This is a genomic window from Acidovorax sp. GW460-11-11-14-LB4, assembly GCF_059423685.1.
In genome coordinates, this window is sequence record NZ_JBWKYJ010000021.1 from 21255 (window position 1) to 44810 (window position 23556).

The 23556-nt window shown below is 62.2% G+C and carries 23 protein-coding genes and 3 pseudogenes; 8 read left to right on the forward strand and 18 right to left on the reverse strand.

Features of this window, described 5'->3' with window-relative positions:
* Positions 1-3: 3 nt before the first annotated feature.
* The 7 genes and pseudogenes from AC07X4_RS10235 to AC07X4_RS10265 all read right to left on the reverse strand — a co-directional run bounded on the left by AC07X4_RS10235 (position 4) and on the right by AC07X4_RS10265 (position 6955).
* Positions 4-1329, reverse strand: coding sequence for a TolC family protein (locus AC07X4_RS10235; protein ID WP_108625375.1), 1326 nt, complete (start codon positions 1327-1329; stop codon positions 4-6).
* A gap of 75 nt (positions 1330-1404) precedes the next feature.
* Positions 1405-1860, reverse strand: a complete 456-nt coding sequence (locus AC07X4_RS10240; protein ID WP_494740003.1) for a hypothetical protein — start codon at positions 1858-1860, stop codon at positions 1405-1407.
* 69 nt (positions 1861-1929) lie between these two features.
* Positions 1930-2046 (reverse strand): annotated as a pseudogene (locus AC07X4_RS10245) (copper-transporting ATPase); the annotation flags it as partial.
* Positions 2047-2191: 145 nt separating this feature from the next.
* Complete coding sequence (locus tag AC07X4_RS10250) at positions 2192-2620, reverse strand: TlpA disulfide reductase family protein (protein ID WP_015012944.1); 429 nt, start codon at positions 2618-2620, stop codon at positions 2192-2194.
* Between the two features lie 126 nt (positions 2621-2746).
* Positions 2747-3244, reverse strand: a complete 498-nt coding sequence (gene lspA / locus AC07X4_RS10255) for a signal peptidase II (RefSeq protein WP_015012943.1) — start codon at positions 3242-3244, stop codon at positions 2747-2749.
* 157 nt (positions 3245-3401) lie between these two features.
* A complete protein-coding gene (locus tag AC07X4_RS10260; protein ID WP_015012942.1) occupies positions 3402-4025 on the reverse strand; it encodes a phosphatase PAP2 family protein in 624 nt (207 codons plus the stop codon).
* A gap of 5 nt (positions 4026-4030) precedes the next feature.
* Entirely contained in the window at positions 4031-6955 is a 2925-nt protein-coding gene (locus tag AC07X4_RS10265) for a heavy metal translocating P-type ATPase (protein ID WP_015012941.1), read from the reverse strand.
* Positions 6956-7050: 95 nt separating this feature from the next.
* On the opposite strand from AC07X4_RS10265, the gene cadR reads away from it, so the two are divergent.
* Positions 7051-7449, forward strand: a complete 399-nt coding sequence (gene cadR, locus AC07X4_RS10270; RefSeq protein WP_015012940.1) for a Cd(II)/Pb(II)-responsive transcriptional regulator — start codon at positions 7051-7053, stop codon at positions 7447-7449.
* Positions 7450-7452: 3 nt separating this feature from the next.
* Here the strand turns inward: cadR and nadE are convergent, their stop codons facing one another.
* The gene (gene nadE / locus AC07X4_RS10275; RefSeq protein WP_015012939.1) at positions 7453-8286 is read right to left on the reverse strand and encodes an NAD(+) synthase; all 834 of its coding nucleotides are present in this window, start codon (positions 8284-8286) and stop codon (positions 7453-7455) included.
* Positions 8287-8298: 12 nt separating this feature from the next.
* On the reverse strand, positions 8299-9534 hold the full coding sequence (locus AC07X4_RS10280) for a sterol desaturase family protein (protein ID WP_015012938.1): 1236 nt from the start codon (positions 9532-9534) through the stop codon (positions 8299-8301).
* Positions 9535-9747: 213 nt separating this feature from the next.
* Between AC07X4_RS10280 and AC07X4_RS10285 the strand changes: the two genes are divergently transcribed.
* Positions 9748-11889, forward strand: coding sequence for a protein-disulfide reductase DsbD family protein (locus AC07X4_RS10285; RefSeq protein ID WP_051022651.1), 2142 nt, complete (start codon positions 9748-9750; stop codon positions 11887-11889).
* A gap of 70 nt (positions 11890-11959) precedes the next feature.
* The gene (locus tag AC07X4_RS10290) at positions 11960-12574 is read left to right on the forward strand and encodes a cation efflux transmembrane domain-containing protein (protein WP_015012936.1); all 615 of its coding nucleotides are present in this window, start codon (positions 11960-11962) and stop codon (positions 12572-12574) included.
* Positions 12575-12854: 280 nt separating this feature from the next.
* On the opposite strand, the pseudogene AC07X4_RS10295 reads toward AC07X4_RS10290, so the two are convergent.
* Positions 12855-13292: pseudogene (locus tag AC07X4_RS10295) on the reverse strand (DDE-type integrase/transposase/recombinase); the annotation flags it as partial.
* A 166-nt stretch (positions 13293-13458) separates the two neighbouring features.
* Between AC07X4_RS10295 and AC07X4_RS10300 the strand changes: the two are divergent.
* Positions 13459-14091 (forward strand): annotated as a pseudogene (locus tag AC07X4_RS10300) (histidine kinase dimerization/phospho-acceptor domain-containing protein); the annotation flags it as partial.
* A 63-nt stretch (positions 14092-14154) separates the two neighbouring features.
* Here the strand turns inward: AC07X4_RS10300 and AC07X4_RS10305 are convergent.
* Entirely contained in the window at positions 14155-14886 is a 732-nt protein-coding gene (locus AC07X4_RS10305) for a Crp/Fnr family transcriptional regulator (protein WP_442854098.1), read from the reverse strand.
* Positions 14887-15084: 198 nt separating this feature from the next.
* On the opposite strand from AC07X4_RS10305, the gene AC07X4_RS10310 reads away from it, so the two are divergent.
* Complete coding sequence (locus tag AC07X4_RS10310; protein WP_015012932.1) at positions 15085-15477, forward strand: Spy/CpxP family protein refolding chaperone; 393 nt, start codon at positions 15085-15087, stop codon at positions 15475-15477.
* 30 nt (positions 15478-15507) lie between these two features.
* Here the strand turns inward: AC07X4_RS10310 and AC07X4_RS10315 are convergent, their stop codons facing one another.
* From AC07X4_RS10315 to merT, 6 genes are all read right to left on the reverse strand, one after another.
* Positions 15508-17799 (reverse strand): heavy metal translocating P-type ATPase, encoded by a 2292-nt coding sequence (locus AC07X4_RS10315; protein ID WP_494740004.1) that lies wholly within the window; start codon positions 17797-17799, stop codon positions 15508-15510.
* 119 nt (positions 17800-17918) lie between these two features.
* Complete coding sequence (locus AC07X4_RS10320; protein ID WP_015012930.1) at positions 17919-18158, reverse strand: DUF2933 domain-containing protein; 240 nt, start codon at positions 18156-18158, stop codon at positions 17919-17921.
* A gap of 213 nt (positions 18159-18371) precedes the next feature.
* Positions 18372-18644: a hypothetical protein gene (locus AC07X4_RS10325; protein ID WP_015012929.1), complete on the reverse strand. Its 273-nt coding sequence runs from the start codon at positions 18642-18644 to the stop codon at positions 18372-18374.
* Between the two features lie 321 nt (positions 18645-18965).
* Complete coding sequence (gene merA, locus AC07X4_RS10330; RefSeq protein WP_015012928.1) at positions 18966-20648, reverse strand: mercury(II) reductase; 1683 nt, start codon at positions 20646-20648, stop codon at positions 18966-18968.
* Positions 20649-20719: 71 nt separating this feature from the next.
* Complete coding sequence (merP, locus tag AC07X4_RS10335) at positions 20720-20995, reverse strand: mercury resistance system periplasmic binding protein MerP (RefSeq protein ID WP_008905582.1); 276 nt, start codon at positions 20993-20995, stop codon at positions 20720-20722.
* 15 nt (positions 20996-21010) lie between these two features.
* Complete coding sequence (gene merT, locus AC07X4_RS10340) at positions 21011-21361, reverse strand: mercuric ion transporter MerT (protein WP_494740005.1); 351 nt, start codon at positions 21359-21361, stop codon at positions 21011-21013.
* Positions 21362-21431: 70 nt separating this feature from the next.
* On the opposite strand from merT, the gene merR reads away from it, so the two are divergent.
* From merR to AC07X4_RS10355, 3 genes are all read left to right on the forward strand, one after another.
* Positions 21432-21860: a mercury resistance transcriptional regulator MerR gene (merR, locus tag AC07X4_RS10345; protein ID WP_015012926.1), complete on the forward strand. Its 429-nt coding sequence runs from the start codon at positions 21432-21434 to the stop codon at positions 21858-21860.
* Positions 21861-22057: 197 nt separating this feature from the next.
* Entirely contained in the window at positions 22058-22429 is a 372-nt protein-coding gene (locus AC07X4_RS10350; protein WP_015012925.1) for a hypothetical protein, read from the forward strand.
* 95 nt (positions 22430-22524) lie between these two features.
* Positions 22525-23049: a DUF4148 domain-containing protein gene (locus tag AC07X4_RS10355; RefSeq protein ID WP_015012924.1), complete on the forward strand. Its 525-nt coding sequence runs from the start codon at positions 22525-22527 to the stop codon at positions 23047-23049.
* Between the two features lie 143 nt (positions 23050-23192).
* On the opposite strand, the gene fliE is transcribed toward AC07X4_RS10355, so the two are convergent.
* On the reverse strand, positions 23193-23501 hold the full coding sequence (gene fliE / locus AC07X4_RS10360; protein ID WP_015012923.1) for a flagellar hook-basal body complex protein FliE: 309 nt from the start codon (positions 23499-23501) through the stop codon (positions 23193-23195).
* Between the last annotated feature and the right edge of the window lie 55 nt (positions 23502-23556).

The window sequence follows — 23556 nt, forward strand, 5'->3', positions numbered from 1 at the left end:
CCTTCAGTCCGCGATCAGGCTGTTCAGACGGGCAATCACGGTGTCCCGCTGCGCCTGCAGATCAATGAGCCGCCAGTGCGTCTCCCGCACTTGGGCCCTGGCCGCCAGCACGGCGCTCAAGTCGCCTTTGGCAGACTGGTAATTGGCCAACGCGAGTTCGGCACGCCCCTGTGCCAAGCCCATGCCCGCCGATTGCAGCCGCTCGATCTGACTGTTCAGTGCCGCCAGCTCTGAGGCGCTGTCCTCCAGCTCCTGCAGGTGCCTGCGGGTCACGTCTTCCTGCTCGGCGTCCAGGCGCTGCAGCTCCAGCTGCTTGGCCTTGATCTGGGGTCCCTGGCGCCGCTCCTGTTGCCAGGGAAGGTCAAAGGTCACCTGGAAGGACACCATGTCGCCCCAGCGTCGGTCGCGGCGGCTGTAGGCGACTTCCCAGGACCAATCACCCTTGGTTTCTGCTTGGGCTTCGCGCGTTTCCGCCAAGGCCATGGCCTGCATGGCGGGGTACTGCGCAAGTTCCGCGTGGCGGTGTACCTCAGACCGCAGTTGATCCAAGGGGCGGCTCAGCGGCCCAGGAGTTCCCTGTAGCGCCTCGTCGGCGCGAGCGCCAACCCAGCGCCGCAACATCGCCCTGGCCTTGGATCGGTCCCGCTGCAGATCGTCCCTGCGATCCGACAGCGCAAGCGCCTCCTGCCTGGCCATCAGCAGGTCTGCGGCCTGGGCCGTGCCTCCGGCGATGCGGGCGGGCAGGCTGTCCTGCAGGCGCTGGTTCTCACTCAGTAGACCGGTGAGTACCTGGTCACGTTGCTCGATAGCCTGGGCCAGGATCCACGCTTGACTCAGTTCCTGGCGGATCTGCAGGCGCTGGACCGCCAGGGTGGCGCGTTCGCGTTCCACCTTGGCCTCGGCACCGGCGATCTGGGCATCGCGCTTGGCCCGGTTGGGCACCTCCTGCATCAGCGCCAGGCGCTGCATGGTCATGGACTCACGCGTGAGGCTGAAGCGGTCCATGCCGCTGATGGGAAAGTTCTCGATACCGACCGAGAGCTTGGGATCCGGCAGCGTTCCCGCCGCCTGCCGGGTGCTGGTGGCTGCGTCAATCTGCAGCCGCTGGGCCGTGATGCGAGGGCTGTGCTGCTCCGCCAGATCCAAGGCCTCTGCAAAGCCCAGGGCGTGGGCCTGGTTGCCAGCCAAGCCGATGCTGGTCAACAGGACCCCGAGAGCGCCCAGGCGCAGTTGGCGGAGGTTGCGCACCTGTATGCGCTGCGAGATGGGGTGAATGCGCTGGTGCGCAGACAGGCGCTCGCAGGGAGCGCCGAAGGAGATGATGGGCATGGTGGTCCTCGAAATGAAGGGGCACGAAGTCAGACTTGCGCAAACGCTGCAAGGCAGCGCGCAAGGCGTGCACGATCAATTCCGAAAGACCTGATGGGTTAGATAGATGGGGGGAGAGCCCGCTCGACTGTCCAGCTCCGCGTACACAGCACGCGGATCGATTTGGCGCTCGGAATCCAGGACCACAGGCAGCACATAGGCAACCCAAATGGCGTGCGCCGCTAGCGCCTGCAGATCGAGACCTTGGAGCGAGGGGGAGGACAAGCTGTCGCCGTCACAATGGGCTCGGCACAGCTGAGGATCCTGCTCATCCATGGTGCCCGCCATCGCGTGGCAATCGGGCATGGAGGGCATGCCGACGGCATCTCCCATGGCCATGCCCGCTTTTTGCATCGATGCCGCATGGGCTGCGGAGTCCAGCTTGGGACAGGCATAGGCGGCCAACGCGAACTGCATCAGAAGCAACGCCGCGACCAGAACGCTGGCTATCCAGCGTCCTTGGCGCGATACGGTGCTTCTGGCGAAGATCATGGTGCGAATGGTATCTCCAGCGGCGGCCACAGACTTAACCTAGATCAAATCCGAGCCTGCCGAGCCATCTCAGCCCTTGCGAAGTCGGAGGGCGTTGGCGATCACGGACGCCGAACTCAGGCTCATCGCCAAGGCTGCGATCATCGGCGACAGCAGCCAGCCGGTGAAGGGATACAGCAACCCAGCTAGAAACCTCCACATAGTGTCTGCCCGGGGCAAACTCTTCCTGGGCGCGCGAGGTGGAACGCATGCCAAGGGTCAAGGGAAGTGCAAAGCTGCAGAAAACAAGCGTTTTGATCATGATGAAGAATGAAGAAAAAAATGGCTTGGCTTAGCTTTCAGAGAGCAATCGGTCGATAAGCAGATTGAGCTCAGCGAAGTCCGGCTTGCCCACAAAGCGTTTCACTACCACCCCTCGTTTGTTGAGGAGGAACGTTGTAGGCGTGACATTGACATCGCCCCACGCCTTGGCCACCACGCCGGTGTTGTCGATGGCTACAGCGAATGGCAACCTGCGTGTTTGGGCGAAGTTGACCACGTAGGCCGGGGGGTCATAGCTCATGGCCACCGCGATGGTCTCGTAGCCGCGGCCACGGAACTTTTCGTGGCTGGCCGACAGCATCGGCATCTCCGCCACACATGTGGTGCAACTGGTCGCCCAGAAGTTGATCAGCGCCACCTTTCCTTTGAGGTCGGAAGTGGTCAGCGACGAGCCATCCAGCAGCGTGAAAGTGCTTTCTGGGGCGGTCGAGGAATTCATGCAACCTGTGAGTGCCAATGAGATAGCGGCGAGGGCAAGGACGTGTCGCAGAGGTTTCATCTATGCACCTGTTTTGGTGGACGGGATCGAAGGCATACCAGATTGGAACTCCCAAGACGCTCTGGTTCACCGTGGCTCTTTCGCTGCGATAGGACTGTCCCCGCTCATAAGCGACGCAAGCACCAGTGTGATCGCTCCCCCAACAATGACCATGTCGGCTATGTTGAAGGCAGGCCAGTGCCATCCGCGCAGGTGAAAGTCGAGGTAGTCAATGACCTGACCGCGCACGGCCCGGTCAAATGCGTTGCCCAATGCACCGCCCAGGATGAGGCTATATGAAAGGCCTTCCAGTTTCCGCAATGGGCTGTACAGCTGCAGCACCAGCCAGGCTGAGACCGCGAGGGCAATCGCAAGGAAGAACCATCGCTGCCAGCCACCAGCGCCGGCGAGGAAGCTGAACGCCGCACCAGGATTGAGCACATGGACCAAGTTAAAAAATGACGTGACCTCATGCGACCATCCCAAGGGGGTAGTCGCATCGATGTAACTCTTGGCTGACTGATCGGCTAGAAACACAATGACCGCGAGTGCGTACCATTGCGTTCGTTCGGATGGCTGATTCATATGATTTCGCTCGGATTTGCAGACTTCGCGCTCGGCGTCGACAGGAAGAGAAAAGGAAATTGATGGTTTCTTTGCTGGCGCGGGTAGAGCCAAAAGGAGGTTAAGTCCGAACCGTCCAGGCCGCCCGCATTTGCGCAGCACGACCTGAAAGCGACATTCACCACCTCGGCCCTGCCATCGGCACACCTCGCGCGATGCGTTGAACCCATGCGCCCGCAGCCGCAACGCATGTCCCACCCAGTGCTAGGCCGGTAATCACGTCCATCGGAAAATGCGCGCCCAAGACGATGCGCGACCAGCCTACTGCGGCTGCGAACACCAGCAAGCCAACCCTGCCCGCCCGGCCCAGTGCTGGCCAAAGCGCTGCCGCCAGGACCCCTACATAGACCGAGTGGCCGCTGGGCATGGTGTAGCGGCTGTCAGGCGCAGCGTGGACCCGGTAGACAGCATCTCCCAGGACCACGAACGGACGCGGCAGCGCGAACATCGCCTTTAAAACAGCTGTGCCGGCGAAAGCAAACACCAACCCAATCACGAATCTGCACAACTGTACGTCGAGCGGAGTTGACCGTTCACGGACCTGCCTTCGCCGCCAAACCAGCATCAGAACCACGACGGCGGGCGCTCCCCAGTAGCTGCCAAACGCGCTTAGGGTTTCGGGCAGCCAGATCCAGCCGTCAGGCAGCGCGCGCTGGATGACCAGGAAGAGGTCCACGTTGGCGCCGCCCCAGTCATAGAGCCAGTGTCTCGTCCACTGCGTCGCGGTGTGCGGCGCTTGCATGTCGGTCAGGCCGTCTTGAGCTTGAGCAGGCGCAAGCCATTGAAGACGACGAGCATGCTGGCCCCCATGTCTGCGAACACTGCCATCCACATGGTGGCATGCCCAGTGAACGTAAGTGCGAGGAAAACCGCCTTGATCCCCAACGCCAACACGATGTTCTGCGTCAGGATCGAGGCGGTCATGCGCGACAAGCGGATGAACGTCGGAATCTTGCGCAGGTCGTCGTCCATCAGCGCGACGTCGGCCGTCTCGATAGCGGTGTCGGTGCCAGCCGCGCCCATAGCGAAACCAATATCGGAACGCGCAAGGGCCGGCGAGTCGTTGATACCATCGCCCACCATGCCGACCTGGCCCTCACCGCCGATGAGACTCTCGATGGTTTTGAGTTTTTCTTCGGGCAGCTGGTCGCCACGGGCTTCGGAGATCCCAACCTGGGCCGCGATGGCGTCGGCCGTGTGCTGGTTGTCCCCTGTGAGCATCAGCGTGCGCACGCCCAGCGCCTGCAGGTCGGCCACGGCTTCACGGCTGGTTTCTTTCACCGTGTCGGCGACGGCAAAGATGCCGAGCACTGTGGTTTCGTTCATCAGCAGGATGGCCGTCTTGCCTTGGCGCTCAAGGGCTTCCAGCTGCGATTGCAACGCGACTTCGCTGAGGCCGAGCTCTTTCGCGAGCCGGTGATTGCCCATCTGCAGCATCCGACCGGCAATGCGGCCCCGCACGCCGCGCCCGGGCAATGCCGCAAAGTCGTCGACTTCGTGCAGCAAGACGCCGTCCCGGTTCGCCCTGCGGGCAATGGCTTCGGATACCGGATGGTCCGAGCGGGCAGCGAGGCTCGCAGCCCATGCGGCCACTTCCTTCCCATCGCCGACCAGGGGCAGGAAGTCGGTCTGCTCGGGCTTGCCGTGGGTGAGCGTGCCGGTCTTGTCCAGGGCCAGAGACTTGAGCTTGCGCCCTCCCTCCAGGTACACGCCGCCCTTGATCAGGATGCCGCGCCTGGCGGCTGCGGCCAGGCCGCTGACGATAGTGACGGGCGTGGAGATGACCAAGGCGCAGGGGCACGCGATCACCAGCAACACCAGCGCCTTGTAGATCCAGTCGAACCAGGCGCCACCGAACGCAAGCGGCGGAACGACCGCGACCAGCACAGCCACCACGAATACAGCCGGGGTATAGACCCGCGCGAACTGATCGACGAAGCGCTGCGTGGGCGCGCGGCTTCCCTGCGCGGACTCCACCGCATGGATGATGCGCGCGAGCGTCGAGTCGCTTGCGCCAGCGGTCACCTTGTACTCAAAGGAGCCGGTCTCGTTGATGGTGCCCGCGAAAACCTGGTCGCCTTCCGCCTTCTCAACGGGAAGGCTCTCGCCAGTGATGGGGGCCTGGTTGATAGCCGAACTGCCTGCGGTGATAAGGCCGTCCAGTGCAATGCGCTCGCCCGGACGCACCCGGACCACCGAGCCCTTGGCGATTTCCTTGGCCGGCAATTCCTTCCACGAGCCGTCGGTCTGCCGCATAGTCGCGGTCTCTGGTGCCAGGTCCATTAGCCCGCGTATCGCATTGCGGGCGCGGTCCAGCGACTTCGCCTCGATCACCTCGGCCAGCGCAAAGAGGAACATGACCATGGCCGCTTCGGGCCAGTGGCCGATTGCCATACCACCTGTGACCGCGATGGACATCAGCGCGTTCATGTTCAAGTTGCGGTTTTTAAGGGCTATCCAACCCTTCTTGTAGGTGCTTAGGCCACCGGTGAAAATCGAGACAAGGGCCAGCACGATGACAGCCCAGTGGTTGCCGTCGTTGACCCAGTACACGCCTTCGGCGAGCACGGCTGCGATGCCGGAAACCGCCATTGGCCACCAGTTGGTCTTTTGCGCGGGCGCCTGCGGATCGCGCGGCTCATCGGTTTTCTGCATCTCGGTTTCCATGCCCAGCGACTCGATGGCTTCGACCGCCGGCTTGAGCGCGTCGGGCGCGTGCCGGACGGTGAGCGTGCGCTGCATCAGGTTGAAGTCCAGTCCCTGCACGCCGGGCATGCCTTGAAGCTTGCCGCGGATCAGGCTTTCCTCAGTCGGGCAATCCATTTTTGCAATGCGCAGCAGTGTGGTGACCGTTTGCAGGTCCTGCCGCTCGGCCCGCATGCCGATGGAAACGAGCGCCTTCTCGATCGGTGTCGTCGAAGGGAGGGTGTGCTGGACGCCCAGCACCCGTTGCATCAGGTTGAAGTCCAAGGCAGTGACGCCTGGCTCCTTGCCCAGGCGGTTGCGGATCAGCGCTTCCTCCGTTGGGCAATCCATGTTCTCGATCCGGTACGTCACGCGCTCTCCGGCCGGCATCGCGGAGACCGGGGCGGGCGACTGGGGCTGCGGGGGTTGGGCCGCCGGGGATTCGACCAGTGCCGCAGTTGCCACCGGGCTCCCGGGGGTTGCGGTCTGCTCCTTGGCACGCATGCCGATCGAGGCCAGCACCTGCTCCATCTGCGCGCGCGCCTCGGCAAGGTGCTTCACTGACAGGGTGCGCTCGGCCAGATCAAAGTCCAGGTCCTGGACTCCCTCGACCGCGCCGAGGTACGAGCGAATGAGTTTCTCCTCGCTCGGGCAGTCCATGTTCTCGATGCGGTAGGTGGTCAGCACCGGGGCATCCCGGACGGCCAGCGCCTTCATACCCACCGCGTTCAGCGCCTGCGCCAGGGCATCGGCCGTTACCACGCTGTGCGAAACGGTGAGCTTGCGCTGCGAAAGATCGAAGTCCAGCCGCTCGACGCCGGGCATGCCCTCCAGCGTCCGCCGCACCAGTGCTTCTTCGTTGCGGCAATCCATGTTGCTCACATGGAAAACCGTGTTCTCGCTGCCGGCCTGCTCCTTGGCACAGCTGGCCTCTTGGCCGTTGTTGCCGCCGGTGCAGCCGCACGAGTTGGACGGGTCTTTGTTCATAGATTGCTCACTCTTCGTTGGCAGGGGCTTTCCCCGCATGCCATCATTGGACAACCTCTAGTTGATATAGAGTCAAGCTTTTGCGGAGAAGAATCATGCTGCGGATCGGCGAACTGGCCAAAAGGGCGGACTGCCTGGTGCAGACTGTGCGCTTTTACGAGTCCGAGGGATTGCTTCTCGATCCCGCGCGCAGCGAGGGAAATTTCAGGCTGTACGACGATGCCCACCTGCAGCGCCTGCTGTTCATCCGGCGCTGCCGGGCCAAGGACATGACCCTGGTTGAGATTCGGCAACTGCTGAGCTTCCGGGATCGGCCTGAGCTGGACTGCGGCGAGGTGAACTCCCTGGTCGATTCCCATATCGCTCAAGTGCGGGTCAAGATCAAGGAATTGCGCGAGCTGGAGCGCGAGTTGATCGATTTGCGGCGCTTGTGCGACTCCGCCCGCACCGCGCGCGAATGCGGTATTCTGAACAGCTTGAGTGAGCCCGCCTGAAGCTCAAGCGGCGCGCTGGGGAGCGGGGACGACAGGCAGCGCCCGCTTGTGGGCCGTGCGGCGGTACGTCTGCACGATCACCTCGGCGCTTGGCACGTCCACCTCCTTACCTTCCAGGAAGTCGTCGATCGCGTCGTAGCTGACACCCAGCGCGGCCTCATCGGGGCGCAATGGTCGCATGGTTTCCAGATCGGCCGTGGGGACCTTGTGCGCCAGCTGCTCGTCGCCCCCCAGCGCCAAAGCGAGGGCGCGAACGCGCCGCTTGGTGAGGCCGCCCAGCGGACTCAGATCGAACGCGCCGTCGCCGAACTTGGTGAAGAAACCCATCACCGCCTTGGCGGCATGGTCCGTCCCGACCACCAGCCCGCCCGTTGTGCCTGCGGTTGCGTACTGCGCGATCATGCGCTGGCGCGCCTTGATGTTGCCGAGCACGAAGTCTTCCTGCCAGTGGTCGTTGAACTTGAGTCCGCCTGCTTGCAACTGCGCGAGCATCGCGTCGGCGGCCGGCTTTATGTCTACTTCCAGTGTCTCGTCCGGATCGATGAAGGATAACGCCCGCCGCGCGTCAGCCTGGTCGGCCTGCACCCCATACGGCAGCCGCATCGCGATGAAGCGGATGGGCATCCCCGAGGAGCGCAGCTGCTCTGCCGCGAGTTGGCAGAGGCGTCCGGCGACGCTCGAATCCACTCCGCCGCTGATCCTAAGCACAAGCGATCCCGCCGTCGCGGCTCGCGCGTACTCTACGAGGAACTTCGTGCGCCTAGCTACCTCCGTTGATGCATCGAAGTGCGGGTCGACACCCAGCTCGGCGGCAATGCGGCTCTGTTCTGTCGTCATGAAGAGGAGATGTTATCGGCGCTGAAAAGTAACGGGGTCCAGCTCCGACGGCCACGTGCCGTGCTCCATCACGCCAAAGCGCCCGGTGCCGACGTTCTGCGGCGGGGTGCGGCCAAGCGCATGGCCCACGGGAGCCAGCGCGAGACGGACGACTTGGGCCAAGATCTCCGAATAGTCGCGAGTCCTCCAGGCCAGACCGAGCATCGATGCGTGACTACGCAGGTGCAGGCCCAAGTAGCACTGAGACACGATATGGCCGAGCTCTTGCGCACGCCATGCTCCGCGCAAATCGCCGGTGACCTCGCGAGAAGCAGCTAGTCCCGTCTCGCGCAGGAACGCGGCACGGGCGAGCCCGTAGTCGCCGGCTAAAGCGTCCGTCGACGCTGGCGGGCTGCGGAAGGGGTAGCCCAGCTGCGGGCCGTAGTCCATCGGAAAGTTAGTCTCCTTCAGACCCACTTCAGTGGCGCCCAGATTGTGCTTGGGCAGTCGAAAGGTACCGAACAGGTGGTCCCAGAGCATCCAGAACTCGCCGTAGTTGACCTGGGCGTCCTCGTACTCGCGCTTGTGATGCCAACGGTGGACTTCAGCGGCGCCGATCACAAAGCGCAGCGGCCCGACCCGGTAGTCCATGTTGGAGTGCTGGAAGGCCAAGTGCACGGCCAGCAGGCCGAGCCATGCTCCGACGGCCAATGCTGGCGCTCCCATCAGCACCACGGCAAGCAAGCCGGGCGCGGCCATCATTCCGGCATGCAAAGGGTGCCGGCGCTCTCCGTTGAGCCAGTAAAGACGTTCCGAGCTGTGGTGGATCGCGTGGAACCGCCAGAGCCAGGCCACGCGATGACTTAGCCAATGGACGCTGTAGAGGCTGAGATCGAGGACCGCGCCAACTGCGAGGGCCTGCGCCCAAAGCGGCCACTGATCTGGCCACAATGTCCCGGCCGACCACAGGGGCGCCAGGGCAGCAATAACGCCGTGGACGGTGAGGAGTACGACGAGGTTGACCACTGCGTGGATCGCGTCGCAGATGCTGTCCCGGTGGTCGCGGGCCCAGGCCTCATGAAAGGGCAGTCGCCGCTCCAACAGGGCGACAGAAGCGAGTGCGGCGGCCACCGTGAGCGGCACCGTGGGGAAATAAGGCCAGCCGGCCGCGAGCCCACCGAAGAGCACCACGGCGGTTGCGCCAAGGACCAGCGGGTAGCTGCCATACCGGATGACAGCTCCCAGGAAGGGGGATTTTTTTGTACTCATCTTATTCCTCGCGAAATCTGGTTGGGATTGGAAACCCTCTAGTTACGGTAGAGTCAAGCGAGCCTGATTAGAGCCCCCCGACAGGTCGAGGCTGCTGGCAATCCGCCCACGGAATGCACCTATAGTCGCGTCCGATGGCGTGCATCGCGCGCGCCGCAAATGCATTGCCGTTCCATGTTCACGCCATCTACTTCCGTCGCCGCCCGCCTTCTCATGCTGCTGTTTCTGTTGTGGGGCGGCGCGGCATCGGCGCAGCTCGGCGGCAAGAGCGTGGTCGTGACCGAGCGGACGCGCGCGGAACTTCTGGCCCATGCGCCCGAGGGCTTGGAGCCGGGTAAGCCGGTCTGGGTGGGCCTGCAGCTCGCGCATCAGCCGAAGTGGCACTCGTATTGGAAAAATTCCGGTGACTCCGGGCTCCCCACCAAGCTCGAATGGAAGCTGCCCGCCGGAGTGCTGGCGGGAGAGATCGCATGGCCGACGCCCGGCAAGTATTCGATCGGCACGCTAATCAACTTCGGCTATGAGAACACGGTGCTGCTACCGGTACCTCTGACCATCACGCCGGAATTCAAGCCTTCGGCCCTCGGCGGGACGCTGGAGGTCAAACTCAAGGCGCAATGGCTGGTGTGCCGCGAGTTATGCATTCCCGAGGAGGGCGAATTCTCGCTTGCGGTTTCCGCCAAGAGCGCTACGGCTTTGCACGGCGGCGTCTTCCAGGCAAGCTTCGCGGCACAGCCGAAGCCGCTCATGGGTCAGGCAACTGCCACGATCGATGGGAATGCCTTGCGGCTTCGAGTCAGCGGGCTGCCTGCGAGCCTTCGCGGCAAGCCGGTGGAGTTTTTTCCGGAAACAACGGAGGTCATCGAGACTTCCGCGCATTGGAGCCAAGCATGGGACGGCCAGGTCTGGACCGCGCAGGTCCCGCTCTCGCCCCAGCGAAGTCAGAGTCCCGATGTGATGCCGATTGTGCTGACACAGGGCAATGAAGGATGGAGCATTGACGCACGCGTGCAAGGCTCATGGCCTGCGACTGCCGCGCCGGTCGCTGTGTCACCGGCCCTACAAGAAGCGCTTCGCAAGAATGTGACTGCGGCGGCGGCGGAATCGGGCGCCGGGTTGACGTTCACGGCTGCCTTGCTGGGCGCTTTGCTCGGCGGGCTGATCCTGAACCTGATGCCTTGCGTCTTCCCGGTGCTGGCGATCAAGGTGGTCGGCTTCGCCCAGCATGCCAGCGACCAGCGGGCACGGCGCCTCGACGGGGCGGCGTACTCCGCCGGGGTGGTCGCGTCGTTCGCGGCGCTGGGACTGCTCGTCGTCGCGCTGCGCGGCGCCGGGCAGCAGCTCGGTTGGGGGTTCCAGTTGCAGATGCCTGGAGTGGTCGCCGCGCTGGCCGTGTTGTTCACGCTGATCGGCCTGAACCTGACGGGCGTGTTCGAGGTCCGCCAGCTCATCCCCACCCGCTTGGCTTCCCTACAGAGCAGCCATCCGGTGTTGAACTCCTTTCTGTCCGGCGTTCTGGGGGTGGTGGTGGCGTCGCCCTGCACGGCACCTTTCATGGGGGCCGCGCTGGGGTTCGCGGTAGGGCTCCCCGCCGTCCGAGCCCTCTTGATCTTCGCGGCGCTGGGCGCCGGCATGGCGCTGCCGTACCTGGTCGCGAGCTGGGTCCCGGCCTTTGCGCGGCTGCTACCGCGTCCAGATGAGTGGATGGTGACCTTTCGCAAACTGATGGCCTACCCGATGTTCGCAGCGGTGGTGTGGCTGTTGTGGGTGTTAGGGCAGCAAAGCGGCATCGATGCGGTCAGCGCCTTGCTGGTGGTCTTGGTTGCCACCAGCATGCTGGCATGGAGCCTGGGCTTGACGGGCCGCACGCGCGTGATCGTCAGTCTGATTGCAGTCGCGTGTGCGGCTGGATCCGCCTGGCTGCTCGCAGGCCAGATTGGCACAGTGCAGTCGCAGAAGACTGTGGCGGTGAACGATGGTACTTGGCAGGCTTGGGCGCCGGGCCTGGTGGAGCAATTGCTTGCGAGCGGCCGTCCAGTGTTTGTCGACTTCACCGCGGCATGGTGCGTCACATGCCAGTACAACAAAAAGACGGTGTTGCAGAACCCGGTGGTGCTGGCGGACTTCGCAGCCAGGGACGTTGCCCTGTTGCGTGCCGACTGGACGCTGCGCGACCCGGCGATTACCGCCGCACTGGGGAAACTCGGGCGCAGTGGCGTACCTTTGTACGTGCTCTACACCAGCAACGCTCCTGCGCGAGTTCTTTCCGAAATATTGAGCGCGTCCGAACTGCGCGCGGCGCTCTCAGCTTCGACCTTGGCGCCTTCGCCGAAAGGCCCGCAGGCGTCGCAGTAGCTATGTGATGCAGGTGCTTGACCCTCCAGCCACTGTAGGCTTCAAGATGTGTGGACTCTAAGGGACAAGCATGGCTGAACACGACGAAGACGACGAACTCGGTGGGTTGGACGCGAGCAACGCAGCTGACCGCAAAATCTTGCGGACCGTGTTGCTGATCAACCTGGGACAGTCCGCCGCTGGCATCGGCCTTGGCATATGGGCTGCCTCCACTGCGCTGATGGGCGCCGGACTGGACAACCTCGCCGACGCATCGGTCTACGCCGTCAGCTTGTACGCCGTCGGGCGGGCGGCCATGGTCAAGGTACGCGCAGCGCGTTTGTCCGGCTACTTGCTTATTGGCCTAGCCGTGCTGCTATTGGTGGAGGTTCTGCGCCGCTTCTCGGGGGGCGAGGAGCCGGTGGGTCCAGCGATGATGGCGATAGCTGCGGCGAACGCGGCTTTGAACCTGGTGTGTTTGAGGTTGCTGCGCCGTCATCGCGGTGAAGACGTTAACTTCAAGGCGTCGGCGATCTTCACGAACAACGACTCCATCGTCAACGGCTCCATTGTGCTGTCCGGGGCGCTGGTCATGTGGCTGGGATCGAATATCCCGGACCTGTTGCTGGGCGTTGTCGTAGCTGCAATTGCAGCAAATGGGGGGCGCGAAATACTGCGGGAAGCATCAGAAGCCCTTCCGGAATGACTTCGGCTTTTATGGGCACTACGCCGCCGGATATGCGAGCTCCTTGGAGGCCACATACTAACGCGCGTCCGCCCTTCAGAAATCTACAAATCTGAGGTGCTGTGGGCTAGCGATCGGCTGGTCAGCCGTAAGGGCGCGGTGAACCCATGTTGACTACCGACGGCGGGTATGGTTTTGATCAGATGGTGTCGGCGGGCTGCCAGCAATGCGGCAGCAACTCTTCAATCCGGCTGGCCTTGTGGGTGGGCAGCCGGTTGAGGACGTCCTTGTTTGGTTTAAGTCAGGTCACCACAGCAGTGTCCTGTTTGGCAAGTTGTCGATAGGAGTTGGCCTCAACGGGCGGGAGGTACCCGATGGGTTCGAGCAGGCGATGGTGGTTGAACCATGACACCCATTCCAGAGTTGCAAGCTTCACAGCCTCCTTGGTCCGCCACGGCGCTCGGCGTTGAATCAGCTCGGCCTTGTAGAGTCCGTCGACGGTCTCGGGCAAGTCGTTGTCGTAGCTGTCTGTCGCCCTTGCTGCCCACAGATGGCTCGATGCCGGCTTCGGCCAGCCGCTCTGTGTAGAGAATGCTGAGGTACTGAGATCCCCTATCGGAGTGACAGACCAGGCTCCCGTCGCACTCCGGTTGCCGGGCGTACACAGCTGTTCCAGCGCATCGAGCACGAAGTCCGTGCGCATTGAACTGCTCACTCGCCAAGGGGGAACCCTGCCAGCCTCACGAGGCCTCGGTGTTCAGCCGGCCGCGTTTTCTCGGCTTTCTCATCAGCACATAGGCCGCAGGAATCACGAACAAGGACAACAGCGGCGCCGTCACCATACCGCCCAGCATGGGGCCGCGATGCGGCTCATGACCTCCAAGCGTCCCGCTGCACCATGACACTTTCTGGTTGAGTTGCGCAGCACCTTGCTCTGGTACGCCTTGATCGCCGTTGCCATGAGCGGTGTTCTGGGCTGGCTGGCGGCACACCAAGGCCTGGCGCCGCTGCGAGCAATGAAGGCCAAGGCGGTTGCCGTGTCCGGGCATCAGTTCAGCGAGCGCATGCCGGTTCAGGCGGTGCCGGTCGAGATGGCCGATCTGGCGGGCGAGCTCCACGGCATGCTGGACCGCTTGCAAGACGACTGTCACCGGCTGTCGGAGTTCTCGTCAGACCTGGCCACGAACTGCGCAAGCCGATCAGCAACCTGCTGACGCAAACCCAGCTGGCGCTGTCTGCCAAACGTGATGCGCCGACCTACCGCAACATCCTGGCATCGAACGCCGAAGAGCTGTAGCGCATGGCCCGCATGGTGTCGGACATGTTGTTCCTGGCCAACGCCGAACGCGGCATGGTGCTTCCGGGGCGCGAGCGATTTGCCATGGCACTAGAGGTCCAAGCTCTGATGGAGTTCTTTGACGCGGGGGCAGAAGAGAAGGGAGTTCGCCTGACCTTGTCGGGTGACGGCGAACTCGATGGTGACAGACTGATGTTCCGTCGTGCCATGGGCAATCTGCTGTCCAACGCTGTTCGGCACAGTGACCCGGGCAGTCCGGTGGAAAAGACGGTCCACCGAGGCGAATACGTCCTGTCGATCCACGTCATGAACACCGCCGACGTTCGGCGCTGGGGGCCAGCACCCCCGGTTGGCATATCTTCAACCCATTTTTTAAGCGCAAGATGGCCCCCTGTCGCTGCAGGCGAGCAAGTGCCCGGTAAAGCGCTTCGTGAGTAAGACCGATGTCTTCGGAAAGATGCTTCAGCGTTCCTTGTTGAGTCCAAAAACCGGACGCGTCACAGTGAAGTCCTATGAATTGCAGAATCCGCTCCTCGGCTGAGCGCGTCTGCTTTATCTCCAGCCTGGTCCGAAGTCCTTGAACGCGCCGTGCCAACTCGGCCGTGAATGTCCACAACAGCTCGGGCGACTTGCGCAGTTGGTCGACCAATGCCTGCTTGCGAAAAACCAGTACCTCCGAGGATTCCAGTGCTACCGCGTCGCAGTGGTATATGGCTGAGAAAAGTGAAGCTTCGGCAAAGAACTCGCCTTGCCGCACTGTGTGCATCGTGGCTTGACCGCCAGTGAGGGTGGTGCGAATTAGGCGCACACAGCCGGACCGCAGGCGAAAGACGCCCGCACTTGCAGCGCCCTCGCGAAAAAGCATCTGCCCCGAAGCAAGACAACGCAGCGAGGGCGTGACACCAAACGCTCTGTCCGAAGGCGCGATGCAGTCCTCTGCATCTTCAGGTGATGAAGTTTCCATATGACTGCAATCATATTCATCTGGCAAAAATCGAACGAAGATTTTTGGGCACCAACTCCCTTCAGATCCCATATGAAAACGCTACTCGCCTATTTCCTTCTGGCTGGCACTGCCTCCGTTGTCGCAGCCCAGTCCCACAAGCATCCTGATCCAAACCAACCTGCTCAGCTCGCTCCGCACACCGCACCCTCGCAATACGCTGGCTATAAACAGCGCGAAATCAAAGCACTTTCTCCGTAGCAAATCGAAGACTTTCAAGTTGGACGAGGCATGTCGCTCGCACTTGCAGCCGAACTCAATGGCTTCCCCGGCCCCGCCCACGTTGTGGAGCTGGGCGAAAAGTTGCGTCTAACGAAAGACCAAGAGCGAGAAGCGACGGCGCTTACAGAGCAGATGAAGGCCGACGCTCAACGATTCGGCAAGGACGCAATTGAGACCGAAAGGGAATTGGATCGCCTCTTCAGGTCAGGGCCGCCCAGCGAAGCCAGCGTGACTCAGGCAGTTGAACGCGCTGCGCTCGCGCAAGCTTCGCTTCGCGCTTCGCATCTGAACTACCACCTGCGGACGGTCGCAATCCTCACGCCAATGCAAGTAGCGCGCTATCAAGAACTGCGCGGCTATGTAGCGCCTGCCAGCGCTATTCCAAAACACAGGGCAAATTGATGCTGCTGCACAGCAGGCCTGGTGTTTCCGTCATCGACCGGTACGCAACCGCAAGGCGTTCGCGATCACTGACGCCGAACTTAGGCTCATCGCCAGGGCCGCAATCATTGGCGACAGCAGCCATCCGGTGAAGGGATACAGCAGCCCTGCAGCAATCGGTATGCCCAGCGCGTTGTAGAGGAAGGCAAACATCAGGTTCTGCTTCATGTTCCCCACCGTTGCCTCCGACAATTCCCGAGCTGTGGAAATCCCTCGCAGATCGCCCTTGACCAAGGTGACCTGTGCGCTGTTCATCGCCACATCGGTGCCAGTACCCATCGCGATCCCCACGTCTGCCTTGGCAAGGGCGGGCGCGTCATTGATCCCGTCACCCGCCATGGCAACAACACGGCCTTCGGCCTGCAGCCGGGACACCAGGGCCAGCTTGTCCGCAGGCTTGACCTCGCCATGAACCTCATCAATCCCCAGCTTTGCCCCCACCGCCTTGGCGGTGGTCATGCCATCACCCGTGGCCATGACGATGCGCAGCCCCGATGCATGCAAGGTCGCCAGCGCTTCCGGCGTGCTGGCCTTGATGGCATCCGAGACCGCAAGCAGGCCTTGAAGCTGGCCATCGGCCGCCAGGTACATCACGCTGGCGCCTGTGGCGCGCAAGGCCTCTGCCTGCGCAAGCAGCGGGTTCGCAGAAACCCCGACCTGCTCCATGAGGACTGTGTTGCCCAGGGCGAGCTGGCGTCCAGCGACCTGTCCGCGCACCCCGATGCCAGACCCGGACTCAAAGTCCTCGGGCTTGTCCAGGGTCAGCCCCTTGGCGCGGGCCGCCTGGACAATGGCATCGGCCAGCGGGTGCTCGCTGCCCTGGTCCAGACTGGCTGCGAGGCGCAGCACTTCGTCCTCGGACAGACCGGGCATGGCCACCACGCGCTCGAACGAGGGCTTGCCTTCGGTGAGCGTGCCGGTTTTATCCACGATCAGCGTGTCCACCTTGCGCAGGTTTTCGATGGCTGCCGCATCCCTGAACAAAACGCCACGGGTCGCCCCCCGGCCCGTGGCCACCATGATGGACATGGGGGTTGCCAAGCCCAACGCGCAGGGACACGCGATGATCAGCACGGCCACGGCGTTGACCAGGCCATAGACCCAGCGTGGCTCCGGACCGAACAGGCCCCACGCGAACAGTGTGAGCAACGCGATACCCACCACGGCCATCACGAAATAGCCCGCCACCTGGTCCGCCATGCGCTGCATGGGGGCCCGTGAGCGCTGCGCCTGGGCCACCATTTGAACGATCTGCGACAGCATGGTGGCCGAGCCCACCCGCTCGGACCGGATCACCAGAGCGCCGTTGGTATTGAGCGTGGCTCCGATGACGGCGTCCCCAGGTCCTTTGACGATGGGCACAGGCTCGCCAGTGAGCATGGCTTCGTCCACCGCGCTGCTCCCCTCGACCACCACGCCATCCACCGGCACCTTCTCACCGGGACGTACGCGCAAGAGGTCTCCCACATGGACATGGGACAACGGGACATCACTCTCCTGACCGTTGGCGTCGATACGCCGTGCGGTCTTGGGGGCCAGGCCCAGCAGCGATTTGATGGCGGCCGAGGTCTGCGAGCGTGCCTTCAGCTCCAGCATCTGGCCGAGCAGCGTAAGCGAGATGATGACGGCTGCTGCTTCGAAGTAAACCGCCACGCGGCCCATGGCCTGGAACGAGGCCGGAAATACCCCAGGCGCCACGGTGGCGACCACGCTGTAGACAAATGCGGCACCCGTGCCCAGACCGATCAGCGTCCACATGTTGGGACTGCGGTTCGCGATGGATTGGGCACCACGCACAAAGAAGGGCCAGCCAGCCCACAGCACGATGGGAACCGTCAGCACGAGCTCAATCCAGCTCTGTGTGGCCATTTCGAACCACTGCAGCCTGTGCCCCACCATGGCCAGAACAGTGACCACCACGGTCAGTGGCAACGTCCACCAGAAGCGATGCCGGAAATCCACGAGTTCGGCGTTTTCTCCCTCATCCAGCGTGGGGAGCATGGGCTCCAGCGTCATGCCGCATTTGGGGCAGTTCCCGGGGTGGTCCTGCTGCACCTCAGGGTGCATGGGGCAGGTGTAGATGGTGCCGGGCTGAGTGGCTTCTGGCTCTCGCGCAACCTTGTCGGTACCGGGAGGCGTGACAGCGTACTTGTCCGGGTCCTCAACAAACTTCGTTTGGCACTTGGCGCTACAGAAGTAGTAGTGCCGCCCCTCATGCTCCGCCGAGTGATGCGATTGTTCCGTCACGTCCATACCGCAGACTGGATCTTTCAGTTTCGTCATGGGCGGCGGTGTATCCCCGTGGACCCCCTCATGATGCTGATGGCCATGGTGGGTGTGATCGTGCGGTTCCGCGTTGGACATGAATGGCCTCCCTGCAAATGTGTTGTGTGCCTGCAAGATTACTTTTTGCTCGAATCGCCTTCGTGAGAGCCGTGCCCCCCGTGCCCATGGAAGAGGTGCATCAACGGGCAAGCCAGCAAGAGCAGATACGGCCAGTAGCCCGCGATGTGCGACCAATGCTCCCTGAGCAAGAAGAATGCCCCGATGAGCGCAAGCATGATCACCGCGCCGATCAATTTGCGGCTGCCTCCGCTGGCGTTGGCAGCTTCTGAATGCCCTGTGGTGTGGTCGTGGTTCATGGCGATCTCCAAGAAGTGGTCATCGAGATGGTGATGGACCTTGGGGGAACGATAAGGGTTTACATGGTGGCAATGTCAAGCATGATCATCATCAATCCTTGACTTGCGTCACATGAATGGCGGTATGTCCAGGCGTTCAACTTTGATCGCAGCAATGCTCCCTTGCCGCCTTCCCTGGACGCTACGGGTGTTGCACCGCCTCGCCGGGGTGCGTCAACGTGTGCGGGTCGAGGGATTGCCGGAAGGAGCTGCAGATCGCGCAGCATCATCCTTGGCAGAGTCACCCGTGAGCATGCGGCCAGCGGCGTCCACCTTGACCATTCCCAGCCTCGGATGACTCCAGTAGCGTGCCGTTTCTTCCCCGACCTGCATCTTGACCGGCGATGCCTGGTCGCGTGCCTCGTTGCCAGCGGAAGCTGCGAAAGCAACTGCACAAGCCATCGACAGCGCCGCGACAACGGCGGGTGCAAAGATCTTTTTGAACATGGTCTTAACCCTCATCATGAGTCATTGAAACGTCAGCCAGGCTGACGGCCCCACGCGGTCCGATGGGCTCGGTGCGCGTCGTGACGAGGGGAAGTTTGGAATACAGCAACACACCAGAAGATGATGGGTCGATGATATTTCTGTAATGCTGGCAGGCGCCGCTTTGGGCGCGCCGTGAAGCGTTTCGGATGCTGAGAAATTTCACTCAGAAAAGTGTCCCTGCACCAAGTTCGCTCGGCGTTGGCTGTTGCTTGGCAAGTCGGCGCCAATCAATAGCGATTTGAGCTACTGTGCGGGCACTCTCATCATCTCGCCCGCTTCTCATCCTGCACAGCAAGAAAGCTGCTTGACGTCCTTGCTGAAGGTCTGCGCCGCGAGCTTGAGTCCCTCGACCATCGTCAAATAGGGGAACAACTGGTCGGCCAGCTCCTGCACTGTCATGCGGTGCCGAATTGCCAGGGCCGCCGTCTGGATCAGTTCGCCAGCTTCCGGCGCGACCGCCTGCACGCCAATCAAGTGCCCGGTGGTATCGGTCACCAGCTTGATAAAACCACGCGTGTCGAAGTTGGCGAGCGCACGTGGCACGTTGTCCAGCGTCAACAGCCGGCTGTCGGTCTCAATGCCGCCATTGCGCGCTCCTGCTTCGGTGTAGCCCACGGTTGCTACTTGTGGATCGGTGAACACCACGGCGGGCATCGCGGTCAGGTCGAGTGCCGCTTCCCCACCGGTCATGTTGATGGCCGCGCGCGTGCCTGCGGTTGCGGCCACATAGACGAATTGAGGCTGGTCGGTGCAATCGCCTGCCGCGTAAATGTTCCGGCCACTGGTGCGCATGCCCTTGTCAACGACGATGCCCCCCTGCGCATTGACTGTGACCCCCGCCGCGTCCAGCGCGAGGCTGTGCGTGTTCGGTGTCCGCCCCGTTGCGACCAGCAGCCTGTCAGCGCGGATATCTCCGTGCCCCGTCGTCAGCACAAATTCACCGTCAACATGCGCGACCTGGCTGGCTTCCCTGTGCTCCAGCACCTCGATGCCTTCGGCACGAAAAGCAGCAGTCATGGCCTCTCCGATGGCCGGGTCCTCCCGGAAAAACAAGGTGCTGCGCGCCAGAATCACTACTTTGCTGCCTAGCCGGGCAAAAGCCTGGGCCAGCTCCAGCGCCACCACCGACGAGCCAATCACAGCCAGCCGTTCGGGAACGGTGGCACTGGCGAGCGCCTCCGTCGAAGTCCAGTAGGGTGACTCTTTCAAACCCGGAATCGGCGGTAGGGCCGGGCTGGCTCCTGTCGCGACCAAACAGCGGTCGAACACCACGATCTGCTCGTCCCCCTCGCTCAAACGGACGACAAGGCTCCGATCGTCCTTGAAACGCGCTTCACCGTGCAACACCGTGATGCCTGGGTTGCCGTCCAGGATGCCTTCGTACTTGGCATGGCGGAGTTCTTCGACACGTGCCTGCTGCTGCGCTAGCAACCGCTCGCGCAGGATCGTCGGCGGTGTGGGTGACATGCCCCCATCGAACGGGCTTTCTCGGCGCAGATGCGCGATATGCGCGGCGCGGATCATGATTTTGGACGGCACACAGCCAATGTTCACACAAGTTCCGCCGATGGTGCCTCGCTCCACCAGCGTGACGTGCGCGCCTTGCTCGACGGCCTTCAGTGCTGCCGCCATAGCGGCTCCACCACTTCCGATCACGGCTATTTGCAGCGGACGCTCGTTGCCACGGCGCTTGTCAGCGCCCCCTGTCCACTGACGCACCTGATCGAGCGATCCAGCGTGGTTGTGTTTGGGGGGGACATCGGCGAGCATTGCTTTGTAGCCCAGTCTGGCCACAGCGGCAGTCAGAGCATCGGGCAATGTGCCCGGCAGGGTGACAAGTTGGGCAGTGCCTTCGGGGTGGGAGACAAATGCCGACTGTACGCCGGGCACGTCTTCCAAGGCTTTTTTGACGTGTGCCGCACACGAACCGCAGGTCATGCCGGTGATTGTCAGATGGGTCATGCGACAGATCCTTTTTGCTTGTGCGCGCCAGGTAACGGCATCACATGCGCTGCAGTGCAGTTGTCAATGCTTCACCGCTTGACACTGGATGGAAACCCCACCTCTGCGGTTGCCTTGGTCAGCTTCTGCACGCTGGTCTTTGCGTCATCGAAGGTGACAGCTGCGTCGCGCGTCTCAAAGGTCACCTCAACTTCGCTAACGCCTTCGATCTTGGAAAGCGCTTTTTTGACGATGATCGGGCAGGTGGAGCAGGTCATGCCGGGAATGGCCAGCATGACGGTCTGGGTGGCGGCCCACACGGGGACAACGGCCAGGGTGAGCGCCAGGGAGGCAAGTAGTTGTTTCATGAAGAACTCCTGTGATCAATAGAAAAATGGCATGACATAGGGGAACCCGAGCGCGACCACAATCAGTGCGGCCACGCTCCAGAAAATAAGCTTGTAGGCAGCTCGCACCTGGGAAATCGCGCAGATCTCCCCCGGTTTACAGGCTTGCACCGGGCGGTAAATGCGCCGCCAGGCGAAGAACAGCGCCACCAGCGCGACCCCGATGAAGATCGGGCGGTAGGGCTCCAGCGCGGTCAGGTTGCCAATCCATGCCCCGCTGAATCCCAGGGTGATCAGGACCAGCGGTCCGAGGCAGCAAGTCGAGGCAAGGATGGCCGCCAGCCCTCCGGCGAAGAGCGCTGTGCGCCCGTTGTTTGGCTCCGACATGCGCTTGACCTTTCAAAATTGGTTGAATCCCGTAACCTTACTTCCGTAGTCATGTACGGAGTCAAGCGGTATGAAAGCCAATTTGGAGAGTTTTACGATCGGCGCTTTTGCCGAGGCGGCCGGGGTCAATGTAGAGACCATCCGGTTCTATCAGCGCAAGGGATTGTTGCCCGAGCCGGCCAAGCCTCACGGCAGCATCCGCCGCTATGGAGATGCAGATGTGACGCGGGTGCGCTTCGTCAAAGCGGCTCAGCGCCTGGGCTTCAGCCTGGATGCAATAGCCGAGCTGCTGCGGCTAGACGATGGAACTCATTGTGAAGAAGCCAGCGCACTGGCTGAGTCCAAGCTCAAGGATGTGCGCGAGAAGATAGCCGATTTGGCACGCATGGAGTCGGTGCTGTCTGAACTGGTATGCGCATGCCATGCGAGAAAAGGGAATGTCTCCTGCCCGCTGATTGCGTCGCTGCAGGACGGCGGGAGACTCTCGTTGCCGCAATGAGGTGGCCGCAGTGTCGTATGACGCCCAGAACCGACGCGGGGGATGCACTCGGGTTTTAGTGGATTGCAGATTGCTGTCGAAAGCGTAATCAGGAGGTCACCTCCATGTGGGGCGGCAATTTTTAGACTTCTCTCCGTGGTGCAGAAAACGCCACCTGGATGAACCATATCGGGCATCCGGCGCCACAGGAGACCATCATGAAAGTTCGTACCGCAATCCTCGTCGCCAGCCTTGCTGCATCCGCCACCGCCTCTTTCGCAACTTCCGTTTACCACGCAAGCCCAAGCCAGGAGGAAGGCGTGAGCCTGGCCGCCGACCATTTGGGCAATGCGGTGAGCCGCCAAGCGGTCGAAAGCACCGTGCTGGCCGCTCAGAAGGACGGTTCGCTGTACTGGATCAGCCGTGACTACCCTGCCACTTATCCACTCGTTCCGGGCCCCAAACTGACCAAGACCCGCCAGCAAGTCCTCGATGAGTTGCAGTCAGCCAAGCGCAACCCCGTCGGTCGTGACGGTGTACGGGATATGGGCGGCGAAGCTGGCTGGGTCGATGCCCGCCAACTGCCCTGAACCCTCTCAACGATCACCGGCAACCGCGTGCCCTCCCAAACCGGCCTGCGGTTGCACCTGAACCATTGCCATCTACCCAAAAAGGAAACACCATCATGAAACTGAAGTCCACCCTCATCGTCCTTTCCCTCATCGCAGCCCCCGCTTTTGCGTCGGACCAAGCGGTCAGCAAGACGCGCGAACAAGTGCTGGCTGAATTGGCGCAGGCTCAGCAAAACGGCGAGATGCTTGCTGCAGGCGACTCGGGGATGACTCTCAAGCAAATCAACCCCGGAGCCTATCGCTCGACTACTTCGACTCAGGCTAGCAAATCCCGCGAGCAAGTGCGGGAAGAATTGGAGCAGGCTATCCGTACGGGTGACATCATGGTGGCCGGTGAATTCGGAGTCAAACGCAATGAGTTGATGTCTGGTCGCTATCCGATCGTGGCAGGCAAGTCGTTGAAGACGCGGGAACAAGTCAAGAGTGAGTTGGCACGAGCCATCCGCGAAGGAGAAATCATCGCTGTGGGCGAAGACGGCCGCAAGCTCAATGAAATCTATCCTGACCGCTACCACGCAGCGCACCATGCAGGCGTGGCCGCCACCTCGGACGAATCCACCAAGGCCCCTCGGTTCTAAACGGGTTCTCCGGGCGGTCGGCGGCTGATCTGGAGGGGGTCTTTCGAAACAGGGCCTCCTCCAATTGGCTCGCCATGCATGTCTGCGGCGCTAGCAGCAAGTGCGTGCGACATCTACTTTTGCATTGCTCTGGCCTCCGAGCATCAGACTTGCATGTTCATCACATCGGTGTAGGCCTGGACAATGCGGTTGCGGCTCTGAAGAGTGGCCTGAAACGCGATGTTCGACTTGACTCCAGCGAGCATCGTTTCTTCAAGACTGACCGTGGGATTGCCGAATGTGACCTCGCGGCTTAGGCGACCAGACTCACTCTGCAACTGGCTTGTGGTTGAAAGCGCCTGCTTCATCGCGTCCAGAAAACCGCCTCCCTGGATGCTCGGTGCTTTGGGCACAGAGTTTCCCAGCGAACTGACAGGCAATAGTGCATCCAATGGCTTTGTCGTGACGTTCATGCCGAGGCTTTCTGGGGCGAAGAGTTTGCGAAGTTCTGCCTCGAAATCTGTACCG